Origin of the sequence: Luteibacter sp. 22Crub2.1 (assembly GCF_900167995.1) — a bacterium.
Taxonomy (GTDB): Bacteria; Pseudomonadota; Gammaproteobacteria; order Xanthomonadales; family Rhodanobacteraceae; genus Luteibacter; species Luteibacter mycovicinus.
In genome coordinates, this window is sequence record NZ_FUYT01000005.1 from 186,882 (window position 1) to 211,125 (window position 24,244).

Sequence of the window (24,244 nt, forward strand, 5' to 3'; positions counted from 1 at the left end):
ACGCAAATGTCCATCCAGTACAACAGCAGACTGAAGACCCACACCGCCGTTGACCAGTACGGCGTGGTCCTCGCGATCTACGACCCGGCGACCCACGGCACGCTTGCGGACTTCTGCGCGTCCAGCTCGTCGCTCGTGTCGGAGGGCTGATCCATGGCTAAGAAGCGCACCGTCTCCCCGTTCTATGGCAAGCACCACCAGCGCCTCGCAGAGCGTGCTCGCAAGACCGAGAACCTGCTGGAAGCCATCCGCATCCAGACGTACATCCGCCTCGACCTGAAGCACCGCCGCGCGAGTGCCTGACGTCAGCACCCAAGTCGGCTTCCGCGAACCTGTGGAAGCCGCCGATGGCGCGTTCCGTGTCATCCACGCCCTGCAAGACCTTCCCCCGGCGAATCAGGTCATCGCACTGACCACCGCCTTCTATCTCGTTACTGATGCGCTCGGCATCGACCGCTCCCAAGCGCTGCACACCGTGTGGCGCATGGACCGCGACGTCAGCTTCCAGAACGAGGACACGTTCAACGTCGTCCGCGACTACGCACGCGGCGAAATCGAGAAGAAGTTCCTGTGAACCCGAACGACCTCATCAGGGACGCGTACCGCGAACTGGACGAAACCGGTGCGCTGTCGCGTAGCACCCGCCTCCGCTGCATGTACGCCGGGATCGACCTCGGCGTTCTGCACGCAGCAAACATCCCCCTCAACGAACCCGAAGAAACGAATGGCCTTTAAGAAATACGCTCCGCTCCTGACGCCGCCCGGCACAGCCGTCTTCCCGAGCCTTACCGTACCGGACACCAAGTTCAAACCCGAGGGCGAGTACGCCGTCAAGCTGTCGTTCGACCCGACCGACGAGCGCGTGAGCGCCCTGGTCGCCGACCTGGAGAAGCGCCGCGACGAGCTGTTCGAAGCCTTCAAGGCCGAGGAGCTGGACAAGGCTGGCGACAAGCGCAAGCTGAAGGCCAAGGAGCTGGAGAAGTGGGACGTCGCCCCGGTGTTCACCGAGGAGCTGGACAAGGACGGTGAAGAAACCGGCCGCATCCTCATCAACCTCAAGATGAAGGCGAGCGGCGTCACCAAGACCGGCAAGAAGTGGTCGCAGAAGCCGACGATCTTCGACGCAAAGGGCAAGAAGATGGACAACCCGCCGGACATCTATGGCGGCTCGACGCTCCGTGTGAGCTTCGAAACCATCGGCGGCCCGGTGCAGTCCGCGAAGACCTTCTACCTGTCGAACCGCCTGCTGGCCGTCAAGCTGCTCCAGCTCGTCGCGCGTGGCGGCTACAGTGCCGACTCGCTGGGCATGGGCGAAGAAGAAGACGGCTATGAAGCCGACGAGGCCGAGCTGAAGGGCTCCTCGGCTGCGCCGCGTACCTCCGCGAACGACGAGGGCGACGACGCCCCGGCTGACGCTGGCGACGGTGACTTCTGATCCTGTCCTCTCGGGCCTGATCGCGACCATGGAGGGCGCCACGCTTGTGGCGTCCATCCACCTCCCACTCGAACCAGTCCCCGCCTCTCGTCCCCGCGTCACCACGTACGGCACGTACTACCAGAAGACCTACACCGCCTGGATGGCTAAAGCAAAGAAGCTCCTCGGTGCGGGCAACCTGACGTTCCACGCGAAGACCCCGCTGTTCGTCGTAGTCGAGTCGGTTTCGACGAAGGCTCGCACGTCCAAGCTCACGTATCCGCGCTACGACGTCGACAACTCGGCTAAGGCTGTCCTCGACATCGTGACGAAGGTCACCGGATGGTGGCACGACGACGACCAGATCATCCTCCTCACCTCCTCCAAGCGATTCGCCGCCAAGGGCGAAGCCGCGCACAGCAACGTGCACATCTACCGTTGCGACTGAAGAAGCTCACTTCGGTCGACCAGCTCTACGTGACGTGCTCGATGACACCTGACTCTCAGGACATCGGCGCGGACGAGCTGGCCTCCGCTCACCGCCGCACCGGCTACTCGAAGATCGCCGTCCACTTCGTCATCAGACGAGACGGCACCGTCGAGCCCGGCCGTCCCCTGGACGAACCCGGCGCGCTCTCCCGCAACGCCAACTCCCGCTCGTATCAGGTCTGCCTCATCGGCGGACTCAACGACCACTTGGAGCCCTACGGCTCCTTCACGACGGAACAGCGCGAAGCCCTCGCGGCACTCGCTGACGTCTACCGGCTCCCGAAGCACTACGGGCCGGAAAGCCCTCTCAAGACCCTCCACTAGGAATTCGCCATGAACAAGCTGCCCCCGCAGTCCACCATCGTTCTCAATCACCTTCGCGCAGAAGGCTCCATCTCGCAGTGGGAAGCCCACGGCGTCTATGGCATCCGCCGCCTCGCATCGCGTATCGACGAGATCGTGGCTGCGGGCTGGGACCTCGTGAAAGAGGAGAAGCGCGACGCCAAGGGCCAGCGCTACATCCGCTACGACCTCAGTCCCGCGCAGCGTCGCATGGCTTTCCCGCTCCACCCGGTCCGCGTCCGCGAGAGCCGGTTTTCCGAATCGCAGATCGAGAAGTCCATGCAGAAGCTGGGCTTCGACGATGCCGACATCACCGACCTGATCGCCGCACTGAAGGACAACGCATGAACCAGAACGTCAACACCACGATGCGCGAGGCGTTCGCGAACATCACCGTCAAGACCGGCGCGAAGCTCGACGCCACTGCGGACATCATCCTGGGCTCGCTGAAGCGCGGCGTGGGCGTCAAGAAGCGCAAGACGATGTGGTCGATGCAGCGTGGAACGAAGCGAGTCTGAGTTCCTCCGAAAGGAGCCCTGCCCCGACTGCGGTAGCAAAGACAACCTCGGACGCTACAGCGACGGACACGGCCACTGCTTCGGCTGCGGCTATTACGAGAAGGGGGACGGCGATGCCGCCCCTTCCACCACATCCAAACGAGACCGCACCATGACGGACTTCCTTCACGGTGAGGTTACTGCGCTTGCGAAGCGTGGAATCACCGAAGACACATGCCGCAAGTTCGGCTACACGATTGGCGAGCACCACGGCAAGAAGGTGCAGATCGCGAGCTACCGGAACACTGACGGCATCGTGGCGCAGAAGCTGCGATACGCGAACAAGGAGTTCTCGTTCAAGGGCGACTCCAAGAAGTGCGGCCTGTTCGGTCAGCACCTCTGGAGCCCCGGTCGACGAATCGTCATCACCGAAGGCGAGATCGACGCAATGTCGGTATCGCAGGCGCAAGAGAACAAGTGGCCTGTCGTCTCCGTGCCGAACGGAGCCCAGGGCGCCAAGAAGTCTCTGGCGCGCGAGCTGGAGTGGCTGGAGCAGTTCGAGGAGGTCGTCCTCATGTTCGACATGGACGAGCCCGGCCAAGATGCCGCCCGCGAGTGCTCTGAGCTGTTCACGCCTGGCAAGTGCAAGATCGCTCACCTCCCCGCCAAAGACCCGAACGAACTCATCCAGGCCAACAAGGCCCGAGAGATCATCACGGCCATCTGGAACGCGAAGGTGTTCCGGCCGGACGGCATCGTCACCTTCGGCGACATCCGCGAGAGAGCGCTGACCAAAGCGGTGCGAGGCCTTCCGTGGTTCCTGCCGACGCTCAACGACCTGACGTACGGTCGTCGCTATGGCGAGGTCTACTTCTTCGGCGCCGGAACCGGCGTCGGCAAGACCGACTGGTTCACTCAGGAGATCGTCAACACGGCGATCACGCTGAACGAGAAGTGCGGTCTGTTCTATCTGGAGCAGCCGCCTGTCGAGACCGGTAAGCGCGTGGCTGGCAAGCTCGCCGGTAAGCGCTTCCACGTCCCTGACGACTCGTGGCAGGAGCAGGAGCTGAGGGACACGTTCGAGCAGATCGAAGCGAGCGGCAACATCTTCATGTACGACAGCTTCGGCAGCACCGAATGGGAAACCATCCTTGCGAAGATGAAGTACCTCGCAACCGCTGAGGGCGTGAAGCACTTCTTCCTCGACCACCTGACGGCTCTCGCGGCTGCTGAGGAGGACGAGCGCAAGGCGCTGGAGAAGATCATGGAGGAGATTGCCTCGTTTGCGCAGAAGCACAACGTCTGCTTCTACGGCATCTCGCATCTCGCCACCCCTGAGGGCAAGCCTCACGAGGAAGGCGGGCGAGTGATGATCCGACACTTCAAGGGCTCACGAGCTATCGGCTTCTGGTCCCACTTCATGTTCGGCCTGGAGCGAGACCAGCAGGCCGAGGACGAGAACGTCCGTCAGACCACCACGTTCCGCGTGCTGAAGGATCGCTTCACCGGGCAGTCGACGGGCAAGACCATCCCGCTCGGCTACGAGCTGGAGACAGGTCGCCTGTTCGAGAAGCCTGACGCGTCGGACGATCCGTTCGGCGACGAGCCGGGCTACGGCGACACGCCGTTCTGACACCGACAACGCACGTCGTCTACATCCCGAAAGACGCTCCGCTGGAAGCCGCCGCATCGGCCTGCTTCCCCTACCTCCCCAAGTCCGCATCCGCTGCCTCCTCGCAATTCCGCGACGGGGCCAAGCGCGTGCTCGTAACCATCACCGTCGAGGAACTACCCGCATGAAGCTGCTCACCTCTTTCCTGAACCTCATTGCCCCGAAGTCCGTGGACCGCGCCCTGGCCGGTGTGCAGAAGGCCATCGACCAGCTCGATGCCGCCGCCGAACACGCCGTGTCTTCGAAGGACATCATCAAGGGCGCCATCGTTGACCTGAGCAACGAGTGGGACAAGCACAACGAAGATCACCGCCGCGCGGTCGCTGTCTCGACCAAGCTGAAGGACCTTATCTCGTGAAGGTTTCCGTAGGCCCACTTAGCGACTACGCGCTGTCGGTCTACGGGAAGATGCCTGCTGGCCTGAGCGCTCTCGCGTTCTTGGCTGGCGGCACCTTCCGCTCGTTCCTCGACGGCACAAAAGTGAAGGACCACGACCTGTTCTTTGCCAGTTACAACGACTGGCAAATGGCCGTCAACTTCTTCCGTTGGACGCCCGAGTTCGTGGAAACGACCAAGCCGGGCGAGCAGTCCTACCCCTCGTTCCAGCGGGGTGACGAGACGCCGTTCAACCTGATTGGCTTCCGGTTCTACCGCCGCATCGAAGACCTGGCCTCCTCGTTCGACTTCCGCTGCTGCGGCTTCGCGGCCGAGATGGTCGACCCCGAGACCGTGGAGGTCTTCTCTGTTGACGGCGCAGCCACCGATGCCGCCGACCGGGTGCTGACGTTCCTCAACCACCAGCACATCGACCGCGTGATCCGTCGCATGGACCGCTACGTGGACCAGTACGGCTACCGTCGTGGCGAGCAGTTCGAGGAAGGCCTGATCGTCTGTCGCGGTATGCCGGTCGACACCTCCGCCGGAGGCTACTGACCGATGCTGGCATTCGATTGTGAGACCGATGGCCTCCTTGAAGAACTGACCCGCGTCCACTGCATCGCCGTCCGGAACGTCCAGACCGGCGAGACCCTGCGGGGGAACAACCACGGAGCCGCCCTCACAGTCGAGGACGTTCTTCGCATCCTCATGGAAGCGGAGGACATCTGCGGGCACAACATCATCGGGTTCGACATCCCGGCGATTCAGAAGGTGTACCCGTGGTTCAAGCCCAAGGGCCGGGTGTGGGACACGCTCATCATGTCCCGCCTGATCTTCACCGACCTGACCGACCGCGACTTCAAGTTCGCCAAGAAGAACCCGCACTTCGGTAAGCAGCTCATCGGCTCCCACGCTCTCGAAGCGTGGGGCGTCCGCTTGGGCGAATGGAAGGGCGACTATTCGAAGGACATGAAGGCGCGCGGCCTCGACCCCTGGGCCGAGTGGAATCAGGAGATGGACGACTACTGCGTGCAGGACGTCGTCGTCACCGTAGCGCTTTACCTGAAGCTGATGAGCAAGGGCTTCAGCGAGGAGTCGATCCGACTGGAGCACGACATCGCGCCGATCATCTCGCGGCAGGAGCGCTACGGCATCCTGTTCGACCAGACGGGCGCTCGTGAACTCGAAGGTGTCCTGACGATCCGTCGCACGGAGCTGGCCGACGAGCTGCGCGTGGTGTTCAAGCCGTGGCAGGCGAAGGACGGCAAGCCATTCATCCCGAAGCGCGACAACGCGTCGAAGGGGTACGTGAAGGGCGTGCCGATCCAGAAGTACAAGACGGTCGTGTTCAATCCGGCCTCTCGTGCCCACATCGCCAACCGCTTGACTGCCCTTTACGGATGGAAGCCGACGCAGTTCACCGACAACGGTGCGCCCAAGGTCGACGAAACGGTGCTGGAGGGACTGAAGTTCCCCGAGTGCAAGCTGCTGATGGAGTACCTGCTGGTGGACAAGCGACTCGGGCAGCTCAGTGAGGGCAAGGAGGCGTGGTTTAAGGCCGTCAAGAAGGACGGCCGCATCCACGGCCGCGTAACGCAGAACGGCGCCGTCACGGGCCGCATGACGCACTCCAGGCCGAACATGGCCCAGGTGCCGAAGTGCGGGTCTCCCTACGGCGCCGAGTGCCGCGCGCTGTTCCATGTCCCACGTAAGAAGCTGCTGGTAGGCGCTGACGCCTCCGGTCTGGAACTGCGCAACCTCGCGCACTACATGGCCCGCTGGGACAACGGCGAGTACGCCAAGGTCATCCTCGAAGGCGACATCCACTCCGTCAATCAGGCGGCTGCTGGATTGCCCACTCGTGACAATGCCAAGACCTTCATCTACGCCTTCCTGTACGGAGCGGGCGACGAGAAGATCGGGTCGATCACGGGAGGCGGCCGTAAGGCAGGTGCGCTCCTGAAGAAGCGATTCCTTGAGGGCCTACCCGCCCTTGGGAACCTGCTGGCCGCCGTGAAGGCAAAGGCGAACAAGAACGGTTACCTACTCGGCCTCGACGGCCGCAAGGTCCACGTCCGTTCCGACCATGCGGCCCTCAATACGCTCCTCCAGTCCGCTGGCGCCATCGTGATGAAGAAGGCCCTCGTGATCCTCGACGACCGCCTCCAGGGTCTCGGCTACGTCCCCGGCATGAACTACGAGTTCGTCGCCAACGTACACGACGAGTTCCAGATCGAGGCGGACGAGGATATTGCGGAGCGTGTGGGTCAGGAAGCCGTACAGGCAATCCGCGACGCAGGCGCGCACTTCGGATTCCGCTGCCCGCTCGACGGCGAGTTCAAGGTTGGCCGTAACTGGAAGGAAACGCACTGAGGAAACCCGCCACTCCGGCAAGCCGACTCCTTGCGCTGACGAAGCACCGGGCAAAGAAGCGCGGCATCCCGTTCGACCTCCAAGTGGAGGACATCGTGATCCCGCTTCATTGTCCGGTGCTGGGCTTACCGCTCTACCGCAACTCGGGAGGGGCCGCTCAAGGTCCCAACAGTCCGTCACTCGACCGCATTGACCCAGCCCTCGGCTACGTCCAGGGCAACGTCAAGGTCATCTCCTCTCGCGCTAACGCAATCAAGAGTAACGCCTCTCCCGAGGAGTTGCTGCGTGTCGCTGCCTATTACCAAGAGAACCACTAGGAGTTCCAATGCATAGCATCCAACTCGGCGGCTCGCCGTTCGTCACGGCCGACACCTTCTCCATCGGCACGTCGAATGCGCTGCACCACTACCGCGCCGCTGACGGCGCCCTTCTGAAGTTCAAGCCGATCAAGGAACGCTCGCGCACCTATCGCTACCCGGATGGCTCCGAGTACCGCGTCGATAATGCCACTCTCCTATGCGTCCGTGAGACCTCCCATCGACTGGTAACGGCCGACAGGAAGCACATCATCGTTCGCGGCGGCTTCAACGCCATCGAGATCGATTGCGACGGGTGGTCGGCATGAGCGCCATTGCCCTCACCCCGAAGCTCATCGACCGGCTCCAGTCCCTCGCCTCGGAGCGTGTGGCGACCGACAACGACGAGTTCGAAGCCTACAGCTGGTGCGGCGGTAACGCCGACGATGCTGTGTGCCTTGGCGTCGACTGCGGTTACACCGACCTCGCGCGTGAACTGTGCGACGCGCTCGGCATCCCGTACGTAATCGAAGCTGACGAGAACGACGAATGAAGACCTGCACATCCTGCAAGTTCCACGCCCGTGACCTGTACTACCGCGACCTCTGCACACGAAACCACACGTCGAAGATGGTGGCCGATCCCGTCCAGGGAGGAACGAAGGAAGTGGACACCTCGAACATCTTCAAGAAGTGGCTGCGGTGCGAGGACGAACGCCAAGCGCTGTTCTTCGGCTGCGGGAGCAAAGCTCGCTATCACAAGCCGAGGTTCCCGGCATGAGCTGGCTCTCACTCGCCGCCTCTGCTGCCCAATGGGCCTTCACTGGCATCAAATCCTCCGTCGACCAGTCGCGGGCCATCAAGGCCCGTGAAACCGCAGCCGAGCACAACCTCAAGCTCGCCACGCTGCAAGCAAAGATCGCGAAAGCACAGAAGGACGGCGAGTGGGAAGTCGAGGCCGTGAAGAACTCCGGCTGGAAGGACGAGGCGATGTTCGTGATCGTCATGCTGCCGCTCGTCCTCTGCTTCGTTCCTGGCTGCGCCCATTTCGTCGTCGACGGCTTCACCTCGCTGGACGCCTCGCTGCCCGAGTGGTGGCGCTGGATGGTCATGTGCACGGTCGGCGTCTCTTACGGCCTGAAGCCTCTCACCAAACTCAAGAATCTCAGGAAACTGAAATGAACACGAAGACCACGGAGGCCGTTCTTCTCAGCAAGGTGGCTGAACTGACGCGTACAATCGAGATGCTCCAGTGCGTCCCGACTCCGAAGGTCAGGCCGATCTCCAAGCTGCGCCGCCACATCGAAACCCCTGTCGAATTCGGGATCGGCTCGGATCTTGACCTGAATTACGTGGACCACGTGCGTGAATCGCTGCGGCGCCGTGTCGCTAGCGAGCTTGCGGACGAGCTGCTGCGAAGCGGAGCGATCCAGATCAGCGAGACCCTCACACGCGATCCGCATTACTACGGCGCTCGTCTGCGCCTCTCCGCGTCCGTGGACGTCATCGCGGCCTAAGGTGCTGACCCTCATCATCGACGCAGACGTCCTGCGCTACATGCTGGCCTTCCAGAACACCAAGAAGATCAGCTTCGACGATGACGACGAAGGCCCCATCGAGATCATCAATCCCTCGAAGGCCAAGGCAGCACTCGAAGATTACGTCGAGGAGCTGATGGACAAGTTCAAGGCCGACGACTTCCTTCTCCCGCTGTCGGTCTCGACGAACTTCCGCAAGGACCTCTACCCCCTCTACAAAGCCAACCGTGCCGGCAAGGTCCGCCCCGAGCTTTGGTATCACGTCGACGGGTGGATCAAGGAGCTGTGGGCCGACAAGGTGATCGAGCGCGAGTACCTCGAAGGCGACGACATCATCGGCCTGCTTGCGACCAATCCCAACGCCAAACGGGCTCCCGGCAAGAAGATCATGGTGTCCATCGACAAGGATATGCGGACGCTGGTCGGGCGGCTCTACAACCCGAACAAGCCCGAGCTGGGAACCATGACGATCTCGCAGCACGACGCGGACCTGTATTGGATGCTCCAGACCCTGACGGGCGACACGACGGACAACTACCCCGGCTGTCCAAGCATCGGTCCAAAGAAGGCCGACGCGGCGCTCCTGCCCGTCCACGAGAAGTTCCTCGACGCCGACCCTGCCGACCACCTGGCCGCCCTGTGGGCCGCCGTCGTGGACGTCTACGAGTCCAAGGGTTTGACACAGGAGGACGCGATCCTACAGGCCAGGCTGGCACGAATCCTCCGCCACGGCGACTACGACTTCAAGAACTACAAGGTGAACCTATGGCATCCCTGAAAATCATTGGCATTACGGGTCGAGCCCGGTCTGGAAAGGACACTCTCGCGGATGCCCTCATCGACGCGAGCCGCTACGGCGTCAAGATGTCCTTCGCTGATCCGCTCCGTGTCTTCGTCTCAAACATTACAGGCATTCCTTACCCCGAGCTTGTCGACGGACCGGCGAAAGAGGCGCCTCTAGCGGAATTTGGGGGTAAGTCTCCGCGTCAGATGATGCAGACCCTCGGCACCGAGTGGGGCCGCGAACTGATCCACCCGGACATCTGGATCGCCGCTGCCCGTCGGCGGCTGGAGGACCACCTCACTTGGGACGCCCCCCTCCGACCTCATATTGCGGTCTTCGCCGACGTCCGCTTCGAGAACGAGGCCGCGATGATCCGCGAGCTTGGCGGGAGAATCGTGCATCTCTCCCGTCCCGGAGCTGCGATCGTCAGTACCCACGTTTCCGAAGGGGGCATCGAACCGCGCCGAGGTGATGTGCACCATGTCAATGCTGGAACGTTCGCCGATCTCCAGGCTCTCGCGGTTTCCCTCATCACTTAACTGGCAAAATCGGTCACAAACCTTTCGACGCCCGCAATCATGTCAGCCACGTCGTCCTCGTTAAACTCTGATTTTCCGTGAGCAGCTCTGTTCCCAATATCGGCAAGTACGGTGACTTTCTTCTGAACGAGGACGGAATACGCCTGATCCTTTGCAAGATCAGCATTCATCTTGTCGAGCTTACCGGGACTGATTTCATGGGCAGCGCACAGCTCACGTAGTGCAACTTCAAGGACGGTGCGTGCAATGACAGCGGCAGGAAGACGGTAGCCCGATTGTAGAAGCTCGCGGGCCATGTCCAACTCAGTGTCGAAGACTTCGGCACGCGCAAGCGTCCGGGCCGTCGCCATGAAGCCGCTATCGAAGTCGTCGCGGGTGGCCAATAGCACCGCCCGTTGGTTCTCAGCGGCGTCCTTGTTGGTTCCGTAGTTAACCTTGGCCGCTTCAATAAAGTGCTTTTCGTGGGTAGACCCAATCCCAGCGGCCTTTTGAATGGCGTTTAGCGTCTTGACTTTCCATGCCAGATAGTTCTCCCCGTTCACGAACTCACGGTTCCCCATCAGTTCACCATGCTGCCAAATGGTGTTGCGGAGAATTTCGTCAATCTCGTCAGAGAGGTCGGCTAGACGTTTAGAGATTGGATTCATAGGGCACATCCTGAATGGTTTCGCGCATCCTAGCAGCGATTTTCCGGCGCGTAATAAAAGTCGGAGCATAGGAGGGAAACGAAGTTTCCCCCTTATGACTCCCTAGGGAACCCTAAGGGTTCCTCCCGAACCCAAAAGGCCCACCCTGAGCGATTCGATCCCTCTCCACTCCTACGACCTGATCGACGAGCTGGCCGCCACCTACCCCGAGGTCATTTTCGACTCGGCAGAGGACCGCGACGAGTTCCTGATCCGGACGGGGGAGCGCCGGCTGGTCCTGGCCCTGCTTCGCAAGCGCGAACGGGAGCAGAAGGACCGCCATGTGCAGTAAGAAACCCAAGGTTCCTGACAACACGCAGGAAACCCCAGCGGTCCTGATGACCGCCCGTGAGGGCTCCGCGACCCCGGAGGTCAACTCCACCGGCCGCAGGAAGCTCCGCATCGACCTCAATGACAGTACGTCCGTCCCGACGACGGGCTACGGCAGCGCACTCGTAATCCCTAATTGACGACTCAGGCTCCCACCGTTGGAGCGGAGACGAGGTACAACAAGCTCAAGGCGGATCGAAACACCGCAGAGAGCCGCGCGCGTCAGTGCGCAAACCTCACGCTCCCGACGCTCTACAAGGAAGTCTCGAAGGGTAAATCGAGTTCTTCCCGCACCACCCCCTTCCAGGGCACAGGCGCCCGCTGCGTCAATTCGCTGTCGAGCCGCCTGCTCCTCGCTCTGTTCCCGGCCAACGCCAACTTCTTCAAGCTATCCCCGGATGGCATGGACGCCCAGCAGCTAGCCGAACAGGCGGGCATCCAGCAGGGCGAACTCGAAGTTGGGCTGGCTGAGATCGAACGCACGGTTATCAATGACATCGAGACCTCCGGTATGCGTGGTCGCCTCGGCTTCGGCCTGAAGCACCTCGTGGCTACCGGCAATGTCCTGCTCTACATCCCCGACGAAGGCAATGCGAAGGCGTACCCGCTCACTCGTTATGTCGTCGACCGCGATGGCATGGGCAACGTGCTGGAAATGATTACGCTCGACAGCGTGGCCCCGGCTACCTTGTCGGACGAGATGAAGAAGGTTGTCGGCCTCGACAACAAGAACCCTGGCGGCGGCGACGAGAAAGCCACGACCGACGTGGACCTATACACCCGAGTGTATCGAGAGGGCGACCTCTGGCTGGTGTATCAGGAGATCAACGGCGGCGTCGTTCCCGGTTCTGACGGTTCCTATCCCATCGACGCGTGCCCCTGGATTCCCCTCCGGATTCCTGAGGAGGACGCTGAGGACTATGGCGCCGGTCTCGTCTTCGACTACCTTGGCGACTTCGACGCACTTGAGAAACTCAGCAAGGCTGTGCTCAAGGGTGCCGCTGCTGCCGCAAAGGTTCTGTGGGCGCTGAAGCCGAACTCCGAAGCTCGACCAAAGGACATCACGTCCGCTGAGTCCGGCGACGTTCTCCGCTTCAACGCGACCGACCTACAGGCAGTGTCGCAGGACAAGTACGCCGACTTCCGCTTCGTCACCGACACGATCAGCACGCTGACCACGCGTCTGGAGATGGCCTTCGGCGTTCGGACGTCGATCCAGCGCAATGGCGAGCGCGTGACCGCTGAGGAAATCCGCTATCTGGCGCAAGAGCTGGAGGAAGTCCTGGGCGGCATCTACTCCATCCTGGCGCAGGACCTTCTGCTCCCGCTGGTCCGCCGAATCATGGACCGCCTTCAGCGCGCCCATCGGCTCCCTGATCTCCCGAAGGACGTTATCAAGCCTCGCATCGTCGTCGGCGTTGCCGCCCTTGGGCGCGGTCAGGACATGCAGAAGCTCACCGACTGGGCGAGCGCGTCGCAGAAGGTCCTCGGTCCCGAGGTCTTCGCACAGCGTGTCGACGCAGGAGAACTGCTGGCTCGCATGGGCGCCGCAAGCGACCTGTCAATGAAGGGCCTCATCAAGTCCGACGAGCAGCTCCAGCAGGAGCAGATGGACCAGACGACTCATCAGGCGGCCATCCGTGCTGCACCCAACCTCGCATCCGCCGCAATGGCTGGTGCTCAACCCCAAGGAGACCTGAGTGGCTAAGGCTACTGCACAGACCCCGGCGGCCCCCGCTGCCCCGACCGACCAGACACCGGTCGTGACCGACACCACCGAAGTTACCGCAGCGCCCGTCGAGGCGGCTCCGGCACCCGCAGCGCCCCCGCAGGCCCCCAAGGCCAAGGCGCACCCCTGGGATGCCCACAAGATCGAAACGAACGGCCTGACGATCTACAACTTCGCGGCGAAGTCTGAGTGAGCGAGAAGTCCGAGATCACCATGGCTATCGACGCGCCGACGCCTGAAGCCCAGGTCGAGGCTCCGAAGCCCTACGGCGGTTACAGCTCCGTCGAGGAACTGATCGCAGCGCACACCGCGCTCGTCGAGAAGTCCGGCACGGCGCCTGCCGCTGTCGAAACGGAAACCCCGGCGACAGAGACGCCCAACACGGAAGCCAAGCAGGAAGGTCTGGAGATTCCCTCCGACAAAGATGCGAAGGAAACCGTTGCAAGCGCCGGTCTCGACTGGGACGGCCTCAACTCCGAATACGCCGAGCACGGCAAGCTCACCGACGAGACCTACGAGAAGCTCGCCAAGGGCGGCATTCCCCGTGAGGCGGTCGACACGTACATCCGTGGCAAGCAGGCCGAAGTCGCTGCGTACGAAACGGCCGTGTTCGGCACCGCCGGTTCCGTCGAGGACTACGGCTCGCTGGTCGCCTGGGCGAAGGAAGGCTACAGCGACACCGAGAAGAAGGCGTTCAACGACGCCGTTACCTCCGGTGACGTCGCTCGTGCCCAGCTCGCCGTGGAGGCCCTCAAGGCCCGTTACTCCGCCAAGCGCGGCGCACCGCCCGCGAACCTCCTCAAGGGAGGCTCCGACGCTGCGGGCGTCCAGCCCTACAAGTCTCGCGTCGAGATGACGAATGACATGCGCGACAAGCGCTACAAGACCGACCCTGCCTTCCGAGAGCAGGTCCTGAATCGTCTGCGTCAGTCGCAGTTCTGATCCACCGCCCTGGCGCGCGCAACGCCGCCGGGGTTCCCCTATCTTTCCACAGGAAGTCAGTAAGAACTAAATGGCAAACGCAGTACCGAACCGTCTTGGTCAGGTGAAGAACACCGGTGATGACAAGGCGCTGTTCATGGAGCAGTACGCAGGCGAAGTCCTGACCTCGTTCGTCGAGGAATACAAGCTCGCCGGTCACGTGACCGAACGCAATATCTCGCACGGCAAGTCCGCGTCGTTCCCGACTGTCGGCACCATCGGCAGCGAATACCACGTGCCGGGCACCGAGCTGACGGGTATGAACGTCGAGCACAACGAGGTGATCGTGGGCCTCGACCCGATGCTCATTTCGCATGTCTTCATCGCGAACATCGACGAAGCCATGAACCACTACGACGTCCGCAGCGAGTACACCCGCCAGCAGGGTCTCGAACTGGCGAAACGCCGTCAGCTCAACGAGCTGCGCATGGCGATCAAGGCCGCTCGCACGGTGACCGGTCCGGTCACGAGCCAGCCGGGTGGTGGCGTTATCGTCGCCGCGACCATGGGCTCCGACTCGACGGTCCTAGCAAACGCCATCCGCCAGTCGCGCCAGATGTTCGATGAGAAGGAAATCCCCGACGAGGACGTCGTCTGCGCCCTCAAGCCCGCGCAGTGGTACCTGCTCACGCAGAACAAGGACCTGATCGACCGCGACTACAACCCGTCCGCAGGAGCTTCGCTCTCGCAGGCCGTCATCGAGTCGGTCGCTCGCATCAAGCTCCTGAAGACCAACGCGTTCCCGAGCGTCGACGACACGGCCAACACCAAGCTCCAGTCGAAGTACCGCATTGACACCAGCAAGACCGTGGCGGCTGTGTTCCACAAGTCGGCCGTAGCGACCCTGAAGCTGCTCGACCTCGCACTGGAAGACGCCTATGACGCACGTCGTCAGGGCACCCTGATGCTGTCGAAGTTCGCCCTGGGCCACGACTCGCTCCGAGTCGGCGGCGCCATCGAGCTGGCAACGGCCGCTACTCCGTAAGTAGCACCTCCCGAGCCCGTCATGCCCTAACCGGTGTGGCGGGCTTTTTTTCCTTCTGGAGATTCATGGAACTCACGCCCACTACTGAGCTGGAGGCCGTCAACGAGATGCTAAAGGCTATCGGCGAGACGCCCATCAACTCTCTCGACACCATCGGGTTCACCGACGCCGCCATCGCCTACTCGACGCTTCAGTCCAAGACGCGCGAGGTACAGACGCGAGGCTGGTACTTCAATCGGGACACCGACTACTACTTCACCCCGGCCGCTGATGGCCGCGTGGTCCTCCCTTCCAACGTGCTCTCCGTTCGGCCTTCACGGTCCGAGGAGCGCCGTATCGTCCCTCGCGGCGGCGCACTGCGCAATGCGACGGATGGCACCGACATCTTCGACACCGATAACGGCCCCGTGGTCGAGGTGGTCTGGATGTTCGCATTCGAGACGCTGCCGGAAGCGGCGCGTCGATACATCACCGTCAAGGCCGCCACCAAGTTCCAGGCGGACGTCATGGGCAGCGATGTCTCCTACAAGTTCACCAAGGACGACGAGGAGCTTGCCTTTGACGCTCTGGCCTTCGAGGAGCGCCTGTACGAGGAGAAAGGCAATATGTTCAACGACAGCACCGACGTGTCGGAAATCTTCACTCGATGACGCTAGTCGCCGGCACCATCCCGTCGATGATTGGCGGGGTCTCCCAGCAGGACGCATCGGTCCGCTCCCCCTCCCAGCTCGAAGAATCGCTGAACTGCAACTTCAGCCCGTCGCGTGGTGCAGGCCCCCGTGCCCCTGCCCGCTTCGTTCAGGTCCTCGGCTCCGACATCCCCGACACCGCGTTCCTCCACAGCATCGTCCGGGACTCGAAAGAGCGCTACATCGTCTGCATCTACCCTGGCCGAGTCCGTGTTTTCAACCACGAGACCGGCTACGAATATCAGGTGAACGTCGATCCGGCGTCTATGGGATACCTCAACACCCTTGCCGAAACCTGGAAATCACTGCGGGCCGTGACGGTCGACGACTACACACTCATCGCTAACCGCGACGTGATCGTCCGCCTGTCGGGTCAGGTTACGCCCGGCGGTGTTGCGGGTTCCGCGCAGACCTTTCAGGACCTCCCGAAGACCGCACTGGTCGGCACGCCGATCTACGAGATTCGCGGTGACAATTCCAACGCCTTCGACAACTACTTCGTCCAGTACGAGAGCATGAAGGTGTGGCGAGAGGTGGCGAAGCCCGGCATCCGAGGTTTTCTCGACGCCACAACGATGCCGCACGGCCTCAAGCGAATCCCTGACTCCATCAATCCGGACGGCTTCTACTTCTCCTACGGCCCACTGCCGTGGGAGGCGATGTACGCAGGCGACACTGACAGCAGCCCCCCGCCGTCCTTCGTCGATCACCGAATCGGCGACCTGTTCTTCCATAAGGACCGCCTGGGCATCGTCGGCTCGAACGGCAACGTGGTGATGTCCGAGGTGGGCCAGTATTACAACTTCTGGCGCACGAGCGTCACATCCCTGCTCGACTCGGACACCATCGACGTCAACGCGCCCACCTCGGGCGTGGCGGAGATGCTGCACGCCATTCCGTACCAGAAGGCCCTCATGGTTTTCGCCACCGGATCGCACTCGCTGTTCCAGCTCACGGGCGCCCCGACGCTGACCCCCAAGACCGTGCAGATCGATCCCGTGACGACCTATCAGGTCCACCCGATCATTAAGCCGGTACTCGCGGGCTCCAGCCTGTTCTTCGCGGACGACACCGGGGCCAAGCGCTATGCAACGGTCCGCGAATACTTCGTATCGGACGAGCAGGCCACCCCGAGCGCTGCGGACGTCACGGCGCACGTTCCGGCCTATGTGCCGGGCAAGACGCGGTGCATGACCGCTGCCGTGGACGCCGACCTTGTTCTCCTGGCCCACGAGAGCCCTGCCGGTCCCCAGGTGTACGTGCATCAGTTCCGCTGGGTCGGAGACGAGAAGCAGCAGTCCGCGTGGCACCCGTGGAAGTTCACGACCCTCGGGGCCGTGCTGCACATGAACGCAATCGGCACTGACCTCTACATCATCGCGAAGGCCCCGGCCGGTGGCGTGGAGATGGTCGTGATGGACCTGAGCAGCGCACCGGTCTTCCCGGCCGTAAGTGACCAGTTCGACATCTACCTCGACCGTCGCGAGACCGTGACGCCTCGTTACGTCGCCTTCGGGAACTACACGGAGCTGAAGGTCCCCTTCACCCTCCCGACCCTCGACGGCCTGGTTGTCCTGAAGACCACCGACTTCGCGTCCCCCGGCGCACATGTCGAGCTGACTGGAGCAACGCTGGCCGACGGCGGTCAGACGCTACGCCTGCCCGGCAACAAGGCGCAGGGCCGGTACGTGATCGGCTACCGCTACACCCGCCGCATCACTCTGTCCCAGCAGTACGTCCGCGACAACAACAACACCGCCAAGCTCGTCGGCCGTCTCCAGCTCCGCAGGATGACCGTGCGCTTCACGGACGGCGCGTACTTCCGGTGCCTTGTGTATCCGAAGGGACGCGGCGGGGCCATCGACACGCTCGTGCCCCAGCTCACGAACACTTTCACCTCCCGCACGGCGGGTGACGCGGCATTCGTGCTGGACACGCCGAGCATCGTCTCGGGCTCGCACACGTTCCTTGTGGCCTCGAAGGCCGATCAGGTGAACGTCTCGTTCGACAGCGACTCCCCGTACCCCTGCTGGTTCCAATCGGTCCAGTGGGAGGCCAACTACACGACAAAGGTCCGACAGTAATGATGATCCACTTCTCCACGCCGACGACGGCGGCTATCGACTACATCGCCGCCCACTTGTGCGCGGAGGACGTGGCGGAACTTGAGGCATCCGGTTGGAGCGATCCGCTGGATGCCATCAAGGATTCCATCAAGGACTGCGACGAGTGCTTCGTCGCGTCGTGGCACGGCAAGCCGCAGTGCGTGTTCGGCGTCGCCCCGTATCCCAAGGACAACGCCCTCGGCGTCCCATGGATGCTCTCGACCGGCCGGTTCGCCGGAGTCGAGCGCGAGTTCATGCGCGTCTCCCGCAAGTGGATCGCTGACATCGAGCCCGGCTACGGGTGCCTATTCAACTTCGTGGATTCACGACACGTCCGTGCACAGCGCTGGCTTTCGGCCCTCGGCTTCGAGGCGATGAAGGTCCACGAGTTCAACAACCACCAATTCATAGAGTTCGGTCGATTCCCTAAATGTGCGTAGTCGCCATCCCCATCATCCTGGCTGTCGCATCAGCGGCGGCTGCGGTCTATAGCGCGAATCAGCAGCGTCACGCCGTCGAAGACCAGATGAAGCAGGAGCAGAAGCAGACGAACGAAGCTGCCTCCGCCCAAACCGAAGATCGTATGCGAGCCGCGCGGGAACAGCGCGCAGCGGCCCGAGCCGCCTCTGCTGAGTCAGGCGTCACCGGCAACTCCGCCGACGCAGTTATCAGCGACATCCAGATGCAGTCCGGCCGCGACGTGTCGCGCATTGAGAAGAACCGAGAGAACGGCATCGCCGAATCGACGCAGCAGGCTCGTGCCCGTGGCGACGAGATCAACGGTCAGCTCACTCAGAGCCTCATCTCGTCCGCGTCCAGCGCCTACTCCGGCGCCCGCATGGCCTCCAAGTAACCAAACCCACAGGAACCCACTATGCCCCGTTCGACCCCCGAGCAGATCACTGCTCGTCCAGTCGTCGACCCGTCACGCGGGAGCGGCGTCGGCCTCACCGTCCAAGCCAGCCAGCCGCGATCACGCGGGGCAATGTGGGGCGTCGCCTCGGCCCTCCAGGGCCTTCAGGGCGATGTGAACCAGCAGCTCCGCGCAGATGCCTCAGCACGCAAAGAGGCGGACGAGAAGGCTGCGCACGAGCAGAAGATTCAGGACGAGAAGGACGGCAAGGCCAAGGCTGACGAAGCAGCCGTGACCGGCACCGTCGACCACGCGTGGCTCGACAACGCCAACACCGTCGCTCGCAAGAGCTACGAGCAGGTGGACGGCGCCAATGCCGTCAACTCGTTCGAGAACGACATCGCGCCGGAGATGGCCCGTCTGGAACCCGGCGAAGACATCGACAAGTGGTTGCAGACAAAGGTCAACGGCTGGCTGGAGGACAAGAACCTCCCCGAGGAATCCCGCAAGACCTTCATGGTCGGCGCCCAGGAGTCCTTCAAGAACCTCAAGACCAACTACCTCAAGCAGTCGATCAACGAAAGCTTCAAGCGTCAGGAGGAAGGCTTCGGCTCCCTCCTCAACGGCAACCTCCAGAACGGGTCGATCTCGACACCCGAGCAGGTAGCCGAATGGCGCAAGGCCGCCGCACTACACGGCCTGCACGACGACGAGATCGACAAGGCCGCAGCAGACGCGATCACCGCAGCACTGTCGTCCGGCAAGGTCGACATCGCTAAGACTCTGGCGCTGGCCCGCCACCCTGGCGCCGATGGCGTCATCCTGGCCGACCACCCGGAATACAGCGAGAAGTTCCAGAACGCCGCGCAGGCAGGCGAGACCGCGCAGAAGAAGCAGCGCCAGAAGGCGCAGTTCGACTCCGAGGTTGCCATGCTGGACAGCGTGAACGCGCAGGCCGACAAGGGCCTCCTCGGGCGTGCCCAGGTGACGGCGCTCGCCAAGCAGTACGACAAGTCCCCCGAGTGGGCTGCGTCGATGCTCGACAAAGCGCGCACCGCGCGCGAGAAGGCGGCGAAGGAAGCCGACAAGGAAGCGAAAAAGCAGGCAGCGATGTCTGCCTTCCAGTCCGGAGACCGTCTCCATCAGGAAGCTGTCGGCTACGAGGATGTCCGAAAGGCTGGCGAGGAGCTGTTCCAGCAGGTCATCAAGAAGGGAATCGAGAAGAACGATCTCTCCGACGTCCCGAAGTTCATCAAGATGGCGGCAGCAAACAACGGTGACTTCCCGGCCTACGGCCGTGTGATGCAGGGCTTCGCTGACACATCAAACCCTGCTCGCTTCGAGTACGGCTACAAGCTGTTCAAGACCACGCAGAACACCGCGCCGGGCTGGGCGGAGGCCAATATGGATTCCAAGACACTCGCGAAGTTCCACGAGTTCGAACGGCGCACTGAGGTCTACCACGACAACACCCAGCAGGCACTGGAAGCCATCAATGCTGTGAAGGAGATCGACCCGGAGGTCCTCTCCAAGCAGAAGGCCGCTGTCGCGAAGCAGCTCCCCAAGTCCCTGCCCGGCGACTTTGACGACTCGGCGTGGTTCTCTCTCTCCCCGCACGGCGCCACGAAGATCGCGAACGTCGGCTACATGCAGTCCGAAGTGTCGAAGTACACCGAAGACGCCCTGTCGCAGGGACAGTTCTGGAACGACCCCGATGGCGCCATCAAGTTCGGCATCGAAAAGTTCAAGGCCGATCACGTGCGCGTCGGTGATCGCTACGAGCGTTCGTTCGGCAGCGTTACGGGGCAGGAGCAGGCTGCGAAAGTCGGCGAGGCCATGACGACGCTGCAAGAGGCCAAGCACGCCGAGCTGGTCGACAAGAAGGTCATCGATCCCGAGGACACCGTGGGCTTCGCGCCCACGCCGAACGCGCCGAACAAGTGGCAGCTCTGGTATCTGCACGCGGGCACCCGCCGTCCGATCACAGAGACGGTGGACGTCAACGGTCACAAGGAGGACAGGCCCATCGAAGTCACTGCATCCGATATCACGTCCAAGCACGAAGCCTGGAAGAAGCAGGAAGCAGATCGAGACGCCGAGACCGCTCAGTTCTGGCGGAAGAACGGAATCGTCGGCAAGGTCGGCGACACCAAAGCGGCGGACGACTACCTTCGCTCGATCACCTACAACCAAGCGGGTGACCTCGGCACGTGGAACCACATGGGAAGCCTCAATCCCGTCGCCGATTCACTCAACACCCCCAAGGGCCGCGACGCTGCCCGCGAGTTCGTGAATGACCCTGCGCGTCAGAAGCAGAGCTTCACCGACTTCCTGAACTCCACCAAGTAAGAGGACCGCATGGCCGATACGACGAACATCCCGGCTCAAGACACTCAGTTTGTTCCGACCATCGGCCAGCCGACCGCGCTTCAGACGGAACATGCCGAAATCCTAGCGAAGGATGCGGCGAAGCAAACAAAGGACAAGACGACTGTCGGCGACCTCATCGGCGCTACGGCCGTCAATGGCAGCATCGGGCTCATTGATCGGACCATCGACGGCATCGGCGTTAAGCCCGACCCGACCTTCTATGGCAAGGCATTCGCTGCCAAGCGGCAGGAGTGGATCAATCGGGGAATCAATGACGAGCAGCTCCCGCTGCTGGAGAAGGCCATGTCGGCGGAAGACGCCGATAGGCTGTACACGTACGCCCGTGAGAACCAAGAGGCCGAGCAGACGCACGCTCAGTTCGGCTTTGTCGGCAACACCCTTGCTGGTCTTGGTGACCCTGGCGAGTTCGCCCTGGGCGCTCTCTCTGGCGGACTCGGCTACGGCCTGAAGGCCACTCGGCTCGCCAACGCTGTTCGTGCAGGCGCAATCAATGCGGTACAGGGTGTCGGCATGGAGGCGGCAAAGTCCGCTTACGATCCGACAATCGACTCCACCCACCTCGCTGCGGCCGGTGTCATGAGCTTCACCCTCGGCGGTGCCTTCGGGTTCCGTCAGGGCGAGCTGGGCGCCATGATGAAAGCTGCTGACGAGATCGCGCACAAGCCGGAAGCTGTGGGCGCCCCGGCAGGCGTGAAGAATCCTAACGACTCCATGGGCGCCGCGCGCGTGCATGGGTCTGCTGTCGATACGATGGACGGTCCGATCATCGACGACGCGAACTGGCAGCAGCACATCCGCGATGATGCTGCGCTCGTCGGAGGCACGAAGCAGACGAAGTGGGCTCAGGCCCGCACCTCTCTGTCCGCGAAGCTCGGCGCGAACAAGTCCGGCGTGGTCTCAAACGAGTCCAAGAAGCTGCTACGCGATGGCGTCGGTTATGCCGATCGTTCGGTAGCCGTTGAGGAGTCCGCATCCGAGATGAGCCTCCGTCTCCGCGACACTGAGGAGACGAAGTTCCGCCGCGCCGTCGAGCCCCTATGGGACAAGTACAAGGCCGACAACGACCTCCACTTCGATTACGGCAAGGCCGAGTTCATGGAGGAAGCCGGGCGTGCCATGCGTGACCCAGGCCGCAAGGTATCCGCAGAAGCCAGCCAGATCGCACAGCACGTCAACGAATCCACGACTGCCATGTGGAAGCACCTGCACGAAGCAGGCGTCGAGGGCTTCGAAGAATCGAACCCACCCCATAAGAACTGGCTCCCGCGCGTTCACTCCGCCAAGGGTTTCATCTCGCTGCTACAGGAGAAGGCGCTCCGCTGGGATGACGTCGTAGGCAAGCTGGTCAAGCCAGCCATGCGCAAGGCGTGGGAGGCAAAGGGCGTCAACTTCGACGAGGACACACTCAATGAGGTTGCAGAAGCCTGGGCACGTCGTGGCTACGACAAGGCCACTCAGGCGAAGACCGCCAACCCAGGCGGCGCCTACAACGCCCGCGACGTCGACACCATCGAGCAGCTCCTCACCGATGCCGGGCAGACCAGCTCGAAAGCCCGAGCGCTCGTGGAGAAGCTCAGGGCGAAGCAGGACGAGACTGCCCTGCTCCCGCACGCCAAGCGGCGGATCGACATGGACGAGTCCTACTCCACCGACCTCACCGATGAGTTCGGCAACGTCCACAAGGTATCCATCTCGGACCTTCTGGAGAACAACGTCGACAAGCTGACCGGCGACTACATCCGCGAGATGTCCGGCTGGGCTGCGCTGAAGTCCAAAACCGGCGTGGGTACCCCTCGTCGCCTCGCTGAGTACAAAGCGTTCCTGAATCAGGAATCTGTGCGCTCCGGTGGCGGGGACATTTCCCGCAAGCTGGACATCACGCTCAACAGCATCCTGGGTCACTCCACGGAAGACCAGCCCCACGCTGCGCTCTCGCGTGCCTCGCGCGTCATCCGGAGCCAGAACTACCTCACCACGATGCTTCAGGTTGGCTATTCGATGATCGAGGGCCTCGGGACCACAATGGGCGCTGCGGGTTTCCGCAACACCCTGAAGGCCGTCCCGGGCTCCCGCGCGATGTTGCGCCGAATGAAGACCGGCGAGCTGGACCTTGAGGAAGCGCGGTGGCTCGAAGACATCATCGCGCCTGGCACTGACTACATCCGAAACCAGCCCTACCTCCGGATCGACGACGGCGTGTACTACGGCACCGGCTCGACCGGCGTTGGCCGTGCGGTCGACGCCCTGGAGAACGCACAGGCGTACGGCAAGCGCGCCGCGTCGATCCTCTCGGGCATGGCCCCGATCCAGACGTACCTTCAGCGCCTTGCTGGGCGTGCGGTCGCCGCTCGGACCATTGAGCTGGCGAACAAGGTGAAGCTGTCCGAGGCTGAGGTGTTCCGCCTGCGCAACGACGGCATGACCGAGGCTTCGCAGAAGGCGTTGTTCGCTCGGCTCCAGGGCAAGACGAAGATCGACCAGATCGCGAAGGATTGGGACAAGTGGTCGCCCGACGAGCGTGCGGCCTACTCGGCGTACATGTGGCGAGTGACGCACCGTGCGGTCACCGAAGGTGACGTCTCGGACACGGCGCAGATCATGCACTCGTCCATCGGCAAAATCTTCTGGCAGTTCCGCACGTTTATGACCAGCTCCTACGAGCGCTCGCTGCTCAACGGTCTGCACATGCGTGACTGGCAGACGGCGAAGATGTGGTCCGGCTCGACGTTCTTCGCGGGCGTAGGCATGGCCGCGCGTAACTACATCAACACCGTGGGCGACCCCGAGCTGCGACAGAAGCTCCTCGACCCCGCAGAGTTAGGCAAGCAGGCGTTTCAGCAGGCGTCGTACTCCTCAATCATCCCCTTCATGGTGGATACCGTGGCTCGCGACCTGCACGCACGCAAGCTGCTCGGCGGTAAGGACGAGGGCTTCTTCGAGAGCGGCCGGTCCACTGGCCTGGACGCTGGCGTCGCTGGCATCCCGACCCTCAGCACCGTCAAGTCCCTGTACGCCCTCGCGGGCCTTCCCGGCAAAGCTGCGTCCGGCTCCGTCACTCAGAAGGACGTGCGGGACGTAATGAAGCTGGTGTGGTTCAACAACATGACCGGAGTCCGCAACGGACTGTCGCAGTTCTACAAGATGTTCCCCGAAACCGCCGACGAGTAACCCAAG

At 62.5% G+C, this 24,244-nt stretch carries 32 protein-coding genes; 31 read left to right on the forward strand and 1 reads right to left on the reverse strand.

The window, feature by feature from the left end; translation table 11 throughout:
- Window positions 1-6: 6 nt before the first annotated feature.
- From B5X73_RS20935 to B5X73_RS06745, 20 genes are all read left to right on the forward strand, one after another.
- Window positions 7-150, forward strand: a complete 144-nt coding sequence (locus B5X73_RS20935) for a hypothetical protein (protein ID WP_176167753.1) — start codon at window positions 7-9, stop codon at window positions 148-150.
- A gap of 3 nt (window positions 151-153) precedes the next feature.
- Window positions 154-303: a hypothetical protein gene (locus tag B5X73_RS20940; RefSeq protein WP_176167754.1), complete on the forward strand. Its 150-nt coding sequence runs from the start codon at window positions 154-156 to the stop codon at window positions 301-303.
- Entirely contained in the window at window positions 296-574 is a 279-nt protein-coding gene (locus B5X73_RS06670) for a hypothetical protein (protein WP_079521034.1), read from the forward strand. Before B5X73_RS20940 ends, B5X73_RS06670 begins: the two co-directional genes overlap by 8 nt.
- Window positions 571-735, forward strand: coding sequence for a hypothetical protein (locus B5X73_RS20945; protein ID WP_176167755.1), 165 nt, complete (start codon window positions 571-573; stop codon window positions 733-735). Before B5X73_RS06670 ends, B5X73_RS20945 begins: the two co-directional genes overlap by 4 nt.
- The gene (locus tag B5X73_RS06675; RefSeq protein WP_079521035.1) at window positions 725-1,435 is read left to right on the forward strand and encodes a hypothetical protein; all 711 of its coding nucleotides are present in this window, start codon (window positions 725-727) and stop codon (window positions 1,433-1,435) included. Before B5X73_RS20945 ends, B5X73_RS06675 begins: the two co-directional genes overlap by 11 nt.
- Window positions 1,425-1,862, forward strand: coding sequence for a RusA family crossover junction endodeoxyribonuclease (locus B5X73_RS06680; RefSeq protein ID WP_139382683.1), 438 nt, complete (start codon window positions 1,425-1,427; stop codon window positions 1,860-1,862). Before B5X73_RS06675 ends, B5X73_RS06680 begins: the two co-directional genes overlap by 11 nt.
- 41 nt (window positions 1,863-1,903) lie before the next feature.
- Window positions 1,904-2,227 carry an N-acetylmuramoyl-L-alanine amidase gene (locus B5X73_RS06685; RefSeq protein WP_176167756.1) on the forward strand — a complete coding sequence of 108 codons (324 nt, stop codon included), beginning with the start codon at window positions 1,904-1,906 and terminating at the stop codon, window positions 2,225-2,227.
- Between the two features lie 9 nt (window positions 2,228-2,236).
- On the forward strand, window positions 2,237-2,593 hold the full coding sequence (locus tag B5X73_RS06690; RefSeq protein WP_079521038.1) for a helix-turn-helix domain-containing protein: 357 nt from the start codon (window positions 2,237-2,239) through the stop codon (window positions 2,591-2,593).
- Window positions 2,590-2,763 (forward strand): hypothetical protein, encoded by a 174-nt coding sequence (locus tag B5X73_RS20950; protein ID WP_176167757.1) that lies wholly within the window; start codon window positions 2,590-2,592, stop codon window positions 2,761-2,763. Before B5X73_RS06690 ends, B5X73_RS20950 begins: the two co-directional genes overlap by 4 nt.
- Before the next feature lie 151 nt (window positions 2,764-2,914).
- Window positions 2,915-4,375: a toprim domain-containing protein gene (locus B5X73_RS06695; RefSeq protein ID WP_217699741.1), complete on the forward strand. Its 1,461-nt coding sequence runs from the start codon at window positions 2,915-2,917 to the stop codon at window positions 4,373-4,375.
- 163 nt (window positions 4,376-4,538) lie between these two features.
- Window positions 4,539-4,772, forward strand: a complete 234-nt coding sequence (locus B5X73_RS06700) for a hypothetical protein (protein ID WP_079521040.1) — start codon at window positions 4,539-4,541, stop codon at window positions 4,770-4,772.
- Window positions 4,769-5,347 carry a Gabija anti-defense Gad2 family protein gene (locus B5X73_RS06705; RefSeq protein WP_079521041.1) on the forward strand — a complete coding sequence of 193 codons (579 nt, stop codon included), beginning with the start codon at window positions 4,769-4,771 and terminating at the stop codon, window positions 5,345-5,347. The genes B5X73_RS06700 and B5X73_RS06705 overlap by 4 nt, the downstream gene beginning before the upstream one ends.
- Window positions 5,348-5,350: 3 nt before the next feature.
- A complete protein-coding gene (locus tag B5X73_RS06710) occupies window positions 5,351-7,165 on the forward strand; it encodes a DNA polymerase (protein WP_079521042.1) in 1,815 nt (604 codons plus the stop codon).
- Window positions 7,166-7,490: 325 nt separating this feature from the next.
- The gene (locus B5X73_RS06715; protein ID WP_079521043.1) at window positions 7,491-7,790 is read left to right on the forward strand and encodes a hypothetical protein; all 300 of its coding nucleotides are present in this window, start codon (window positions 7,491-7,493) and stop codon (window positions 7,788-7,790) included.
- Window positions 7,787-8,014, forward strand: a complete 228-nt coding sequence (locus tag B5X73_RS06720; protein ID WP_079521044.1) for a hypothetical protein — start codon at window positions 7,787-7,789, stop codon at window positions 8,012-8,014. Before B5X73_RS06715 ends, B5X73_RS06720 begins: the two co-directional genes overlap by 4 nt.
- On the forward strand, window positions 8,011-8,241 hold the full coding sequence (locus tag B5X73_RS06725; protein ID WP_079521045.1) for a hypothetical protein: 231 nt from the start codon (window positions 8,011-8,013) through the stop codon (window positions 8,239-8,241). Before B5X73_RS06720 ends, B5X73_RS06725 begins: the two co-directional genes overlap by 4 nt.
- Window positions 8,238-8,642 carry a hypothetical protein gene (locus B5X73_RS06730; protein ID WP_079521046.1) on the forward strand — a complete coding sequence of 135 codons (405 nt, stop codon included), beginning with the start codon at window positions 8,238-8,240 and terminating at the stop codon, window positions 8,640-8,642. Before B5X73_RS06725 ends, B5X73_RS06730 begins: the two co-directional genes overlap by 4 nt.
- Window positions 8,639-8,977 (forward strand): hypothetical protein, encoded by a 339-nt coding sequence (locus B5X73_RS06735; RefSeq protein WP_079521047.1) that lies wholly within the window; start codon window positions 8,639-8,641, stop codon window positions 8,975-8,977. Before B5X73_RS06730 ends, B5X73_RS06735 begins: the two co-directional genes overlap by 4 nt.
- A 1-nt stretch (window position 8,978) precedes the next feature.
- Window positions 8,979-9,776, forward strand: coding sequence for a phage exonuclease (locus tag B5X73_RS06740; protein WP_254857247.1), 798 nt, complete (start codon window positions 8,979-8,981; stop codon window positions 9,774-9,776).
- Complete coding sequence (locus tag B5X73_RS06745) at window positions 9,764-10,321, forward strand: deoxynucleotide monophosphate kinase family protein (protein WP_139382684.1); 558 nt, start codon at window positions 9,764-9,766, stop codon at window positions 10,319-10,321. Before B5X73_RS06740 ends, B5X73_RS06745 begins: the two co-directional genes overlap by 13 nt.
- Here the strand turns inward: B5X73_RS06745 and B5X73_RS06750 are convergent.
- On the reverse strand, window positions 10,318-10,968 hold the full coding sequence (locus tag B5X73_RS06750; protein ID WP_217699742.1) for a DUF4145 domain-containing protein: 651 nt from the start codon (window positions 10,966-10,968) through the stop codon (window positions 10,318-10,320). The two genes, B5X73_RS06745 and B5X73_RS06750, sit on opposite strands and share 4 nt — an antisense overlap.
- 320 nt (window positions 10,969-11,288) lie before the next feature.
- On the opposite strand from B5X73_RS06750, the gene B5X73_RS06760 reads away from it, so the two are divergent.
- The 11 genes from B5X73_RS06760 (at window position 11,289) to B5X73_RS06810 (ending at window position 24,238) form a co-directional block, all read left to right on the forward strand.
- Entirely contained in the window at window positions 11,289-11,477 is a 189-nt protein-coding gene (locus B5X73_RS06760) for a hypothetical protein (RefSeq protein ID WP_079521048.1), read from the forward strand.
- Entirely contained in the window at window positions 11,474-13,045 is a 1,572-nt protein-coding gene (locus tag B5X73_RS06765) for a portal protein (RefSeq protein WP_079521049.1), read from the forward strand. The genes B5X73_RS06760 and B5X73_RS06765 overlap by 4 nt, the downstream gene beginning before the upstream one ends.
- Complete coding sequence (locus B5X73_RS06770) at window positions 13,038-13,259, forward strand: hypothetical protein (protein WP_079521050.1); 222 nt, start codon at window positions 13,038-13,040, stop codon at window positions 13,257-13,259. Before B5X73_RS06765 ends, B5X73_RS06770 begins: the two co-directional genes overlap by 8 nt.
- Window positions 13,256-14,008 (forward strand): capsid assembly protein, encoded by a 753-nt coding sequence (locus tag B5X73_RS06775; protein ID WP_079521051.1) that lies wholly within the window; start codon window positions 13,256-13,258, stop codon window positions 14,006-14,008. The genes B5X73_RS06770 and B5X73_RS06775 overlap by 4 nt, the downstream gene beginning before the upstream one ends.
- Before the next feature lie 70 nt (window positions 14,009-14,078).
- Window positions 14,079-15,032, forward strand: a complete 954-nt coding sequence (locus tag B5X73_RS06780; protein ID WP_079521052.1) for a phage capsid protein — start codon at window positions 14,079-14,081, stop codon at window positions 15,030-15,032.
- A 65-nt stretch (window positions 15,033-15,097) separates the two neighbouring features.
- Complete coding sequence (locus B5X73_RS06785; protein WP_079521053.1) at window positions 15,098-15,682, forward strand: hypothetical protein; 585 nt, start codon at window positions 15,098-15,100, stop codon at window positions 15,680-15,682.
- Window positions 15,679-17,805, forward strand: coding sequence for a phage nozzle protein (locus B5X73_RS06790; RefSeq protein WP_079521054.1), 2,127 nt, complete (start codon window positions 15,679-15,681; stop codon window positions 17,803-17,805). The genes B5X73_RS06785 and B5X73_RS06790 overlap by 4 nt, the downstream gene beginning before the upstream one ends.
- Window positions 17,805-18,266 carry a hypothetical protein gene (locus B5X73_RS06795; protein WP_079521055.1) on the forward strand — a complete coding sequence of 154 codons (462 nt, stop codon included), beginning with the start codon at window positions 17,805-17,807 and terminating at the stop codon, window positions 18,264-18,266. The genes B5X73_RS06790 and B5X73_RS06795 overlap by 1 nt, the downstream gene beginning before the upstream one ends.
- The gene (locus tag B5X73_RS06800; protein ID WP_079521056.1) at window positions 18,257-18,679 is read left to right on the forward strand and encodes a virion core protein, T7 gp14 family; all 423 of its coding nucleotides are present in this window, start codon (window positions 18,257-18,259) and stop codon (window positions 18,677-18,679) included. Before B5X73_RS06795 ends, B5X73_RS06800 begins: the two co-directional genes overlap by 10 nt.
- Before the next feature lie 21 nt (window positions 18,680-18,700).
- The gene (locus tag B5X73_RS06805; protein WP_139382685.1) at window positions 18,701-21,028 is read left to right on the forward strand and encodes a hypothetical protein; all 2,328 of its coding nucleotides are present in this window, start codon (window positions 18,701-18,703) and stop codon (window positions 21,026-21,028) included.
- Between the two features lie 9 nt (window positions 21,029-21,037).
- Complete coding sequence (locus B5X73_RS06810; RefSeq protein ID WP_079521058.1) at window positions 21,038-24,238, forward strand: hypothetical protein; 3,201 nt, start codon at window positions 21,038-21,040, stop codon at window positions 24,236-24,238.
- Window positions 24,239-24,244: the final 6 nt, after the last annotated feature.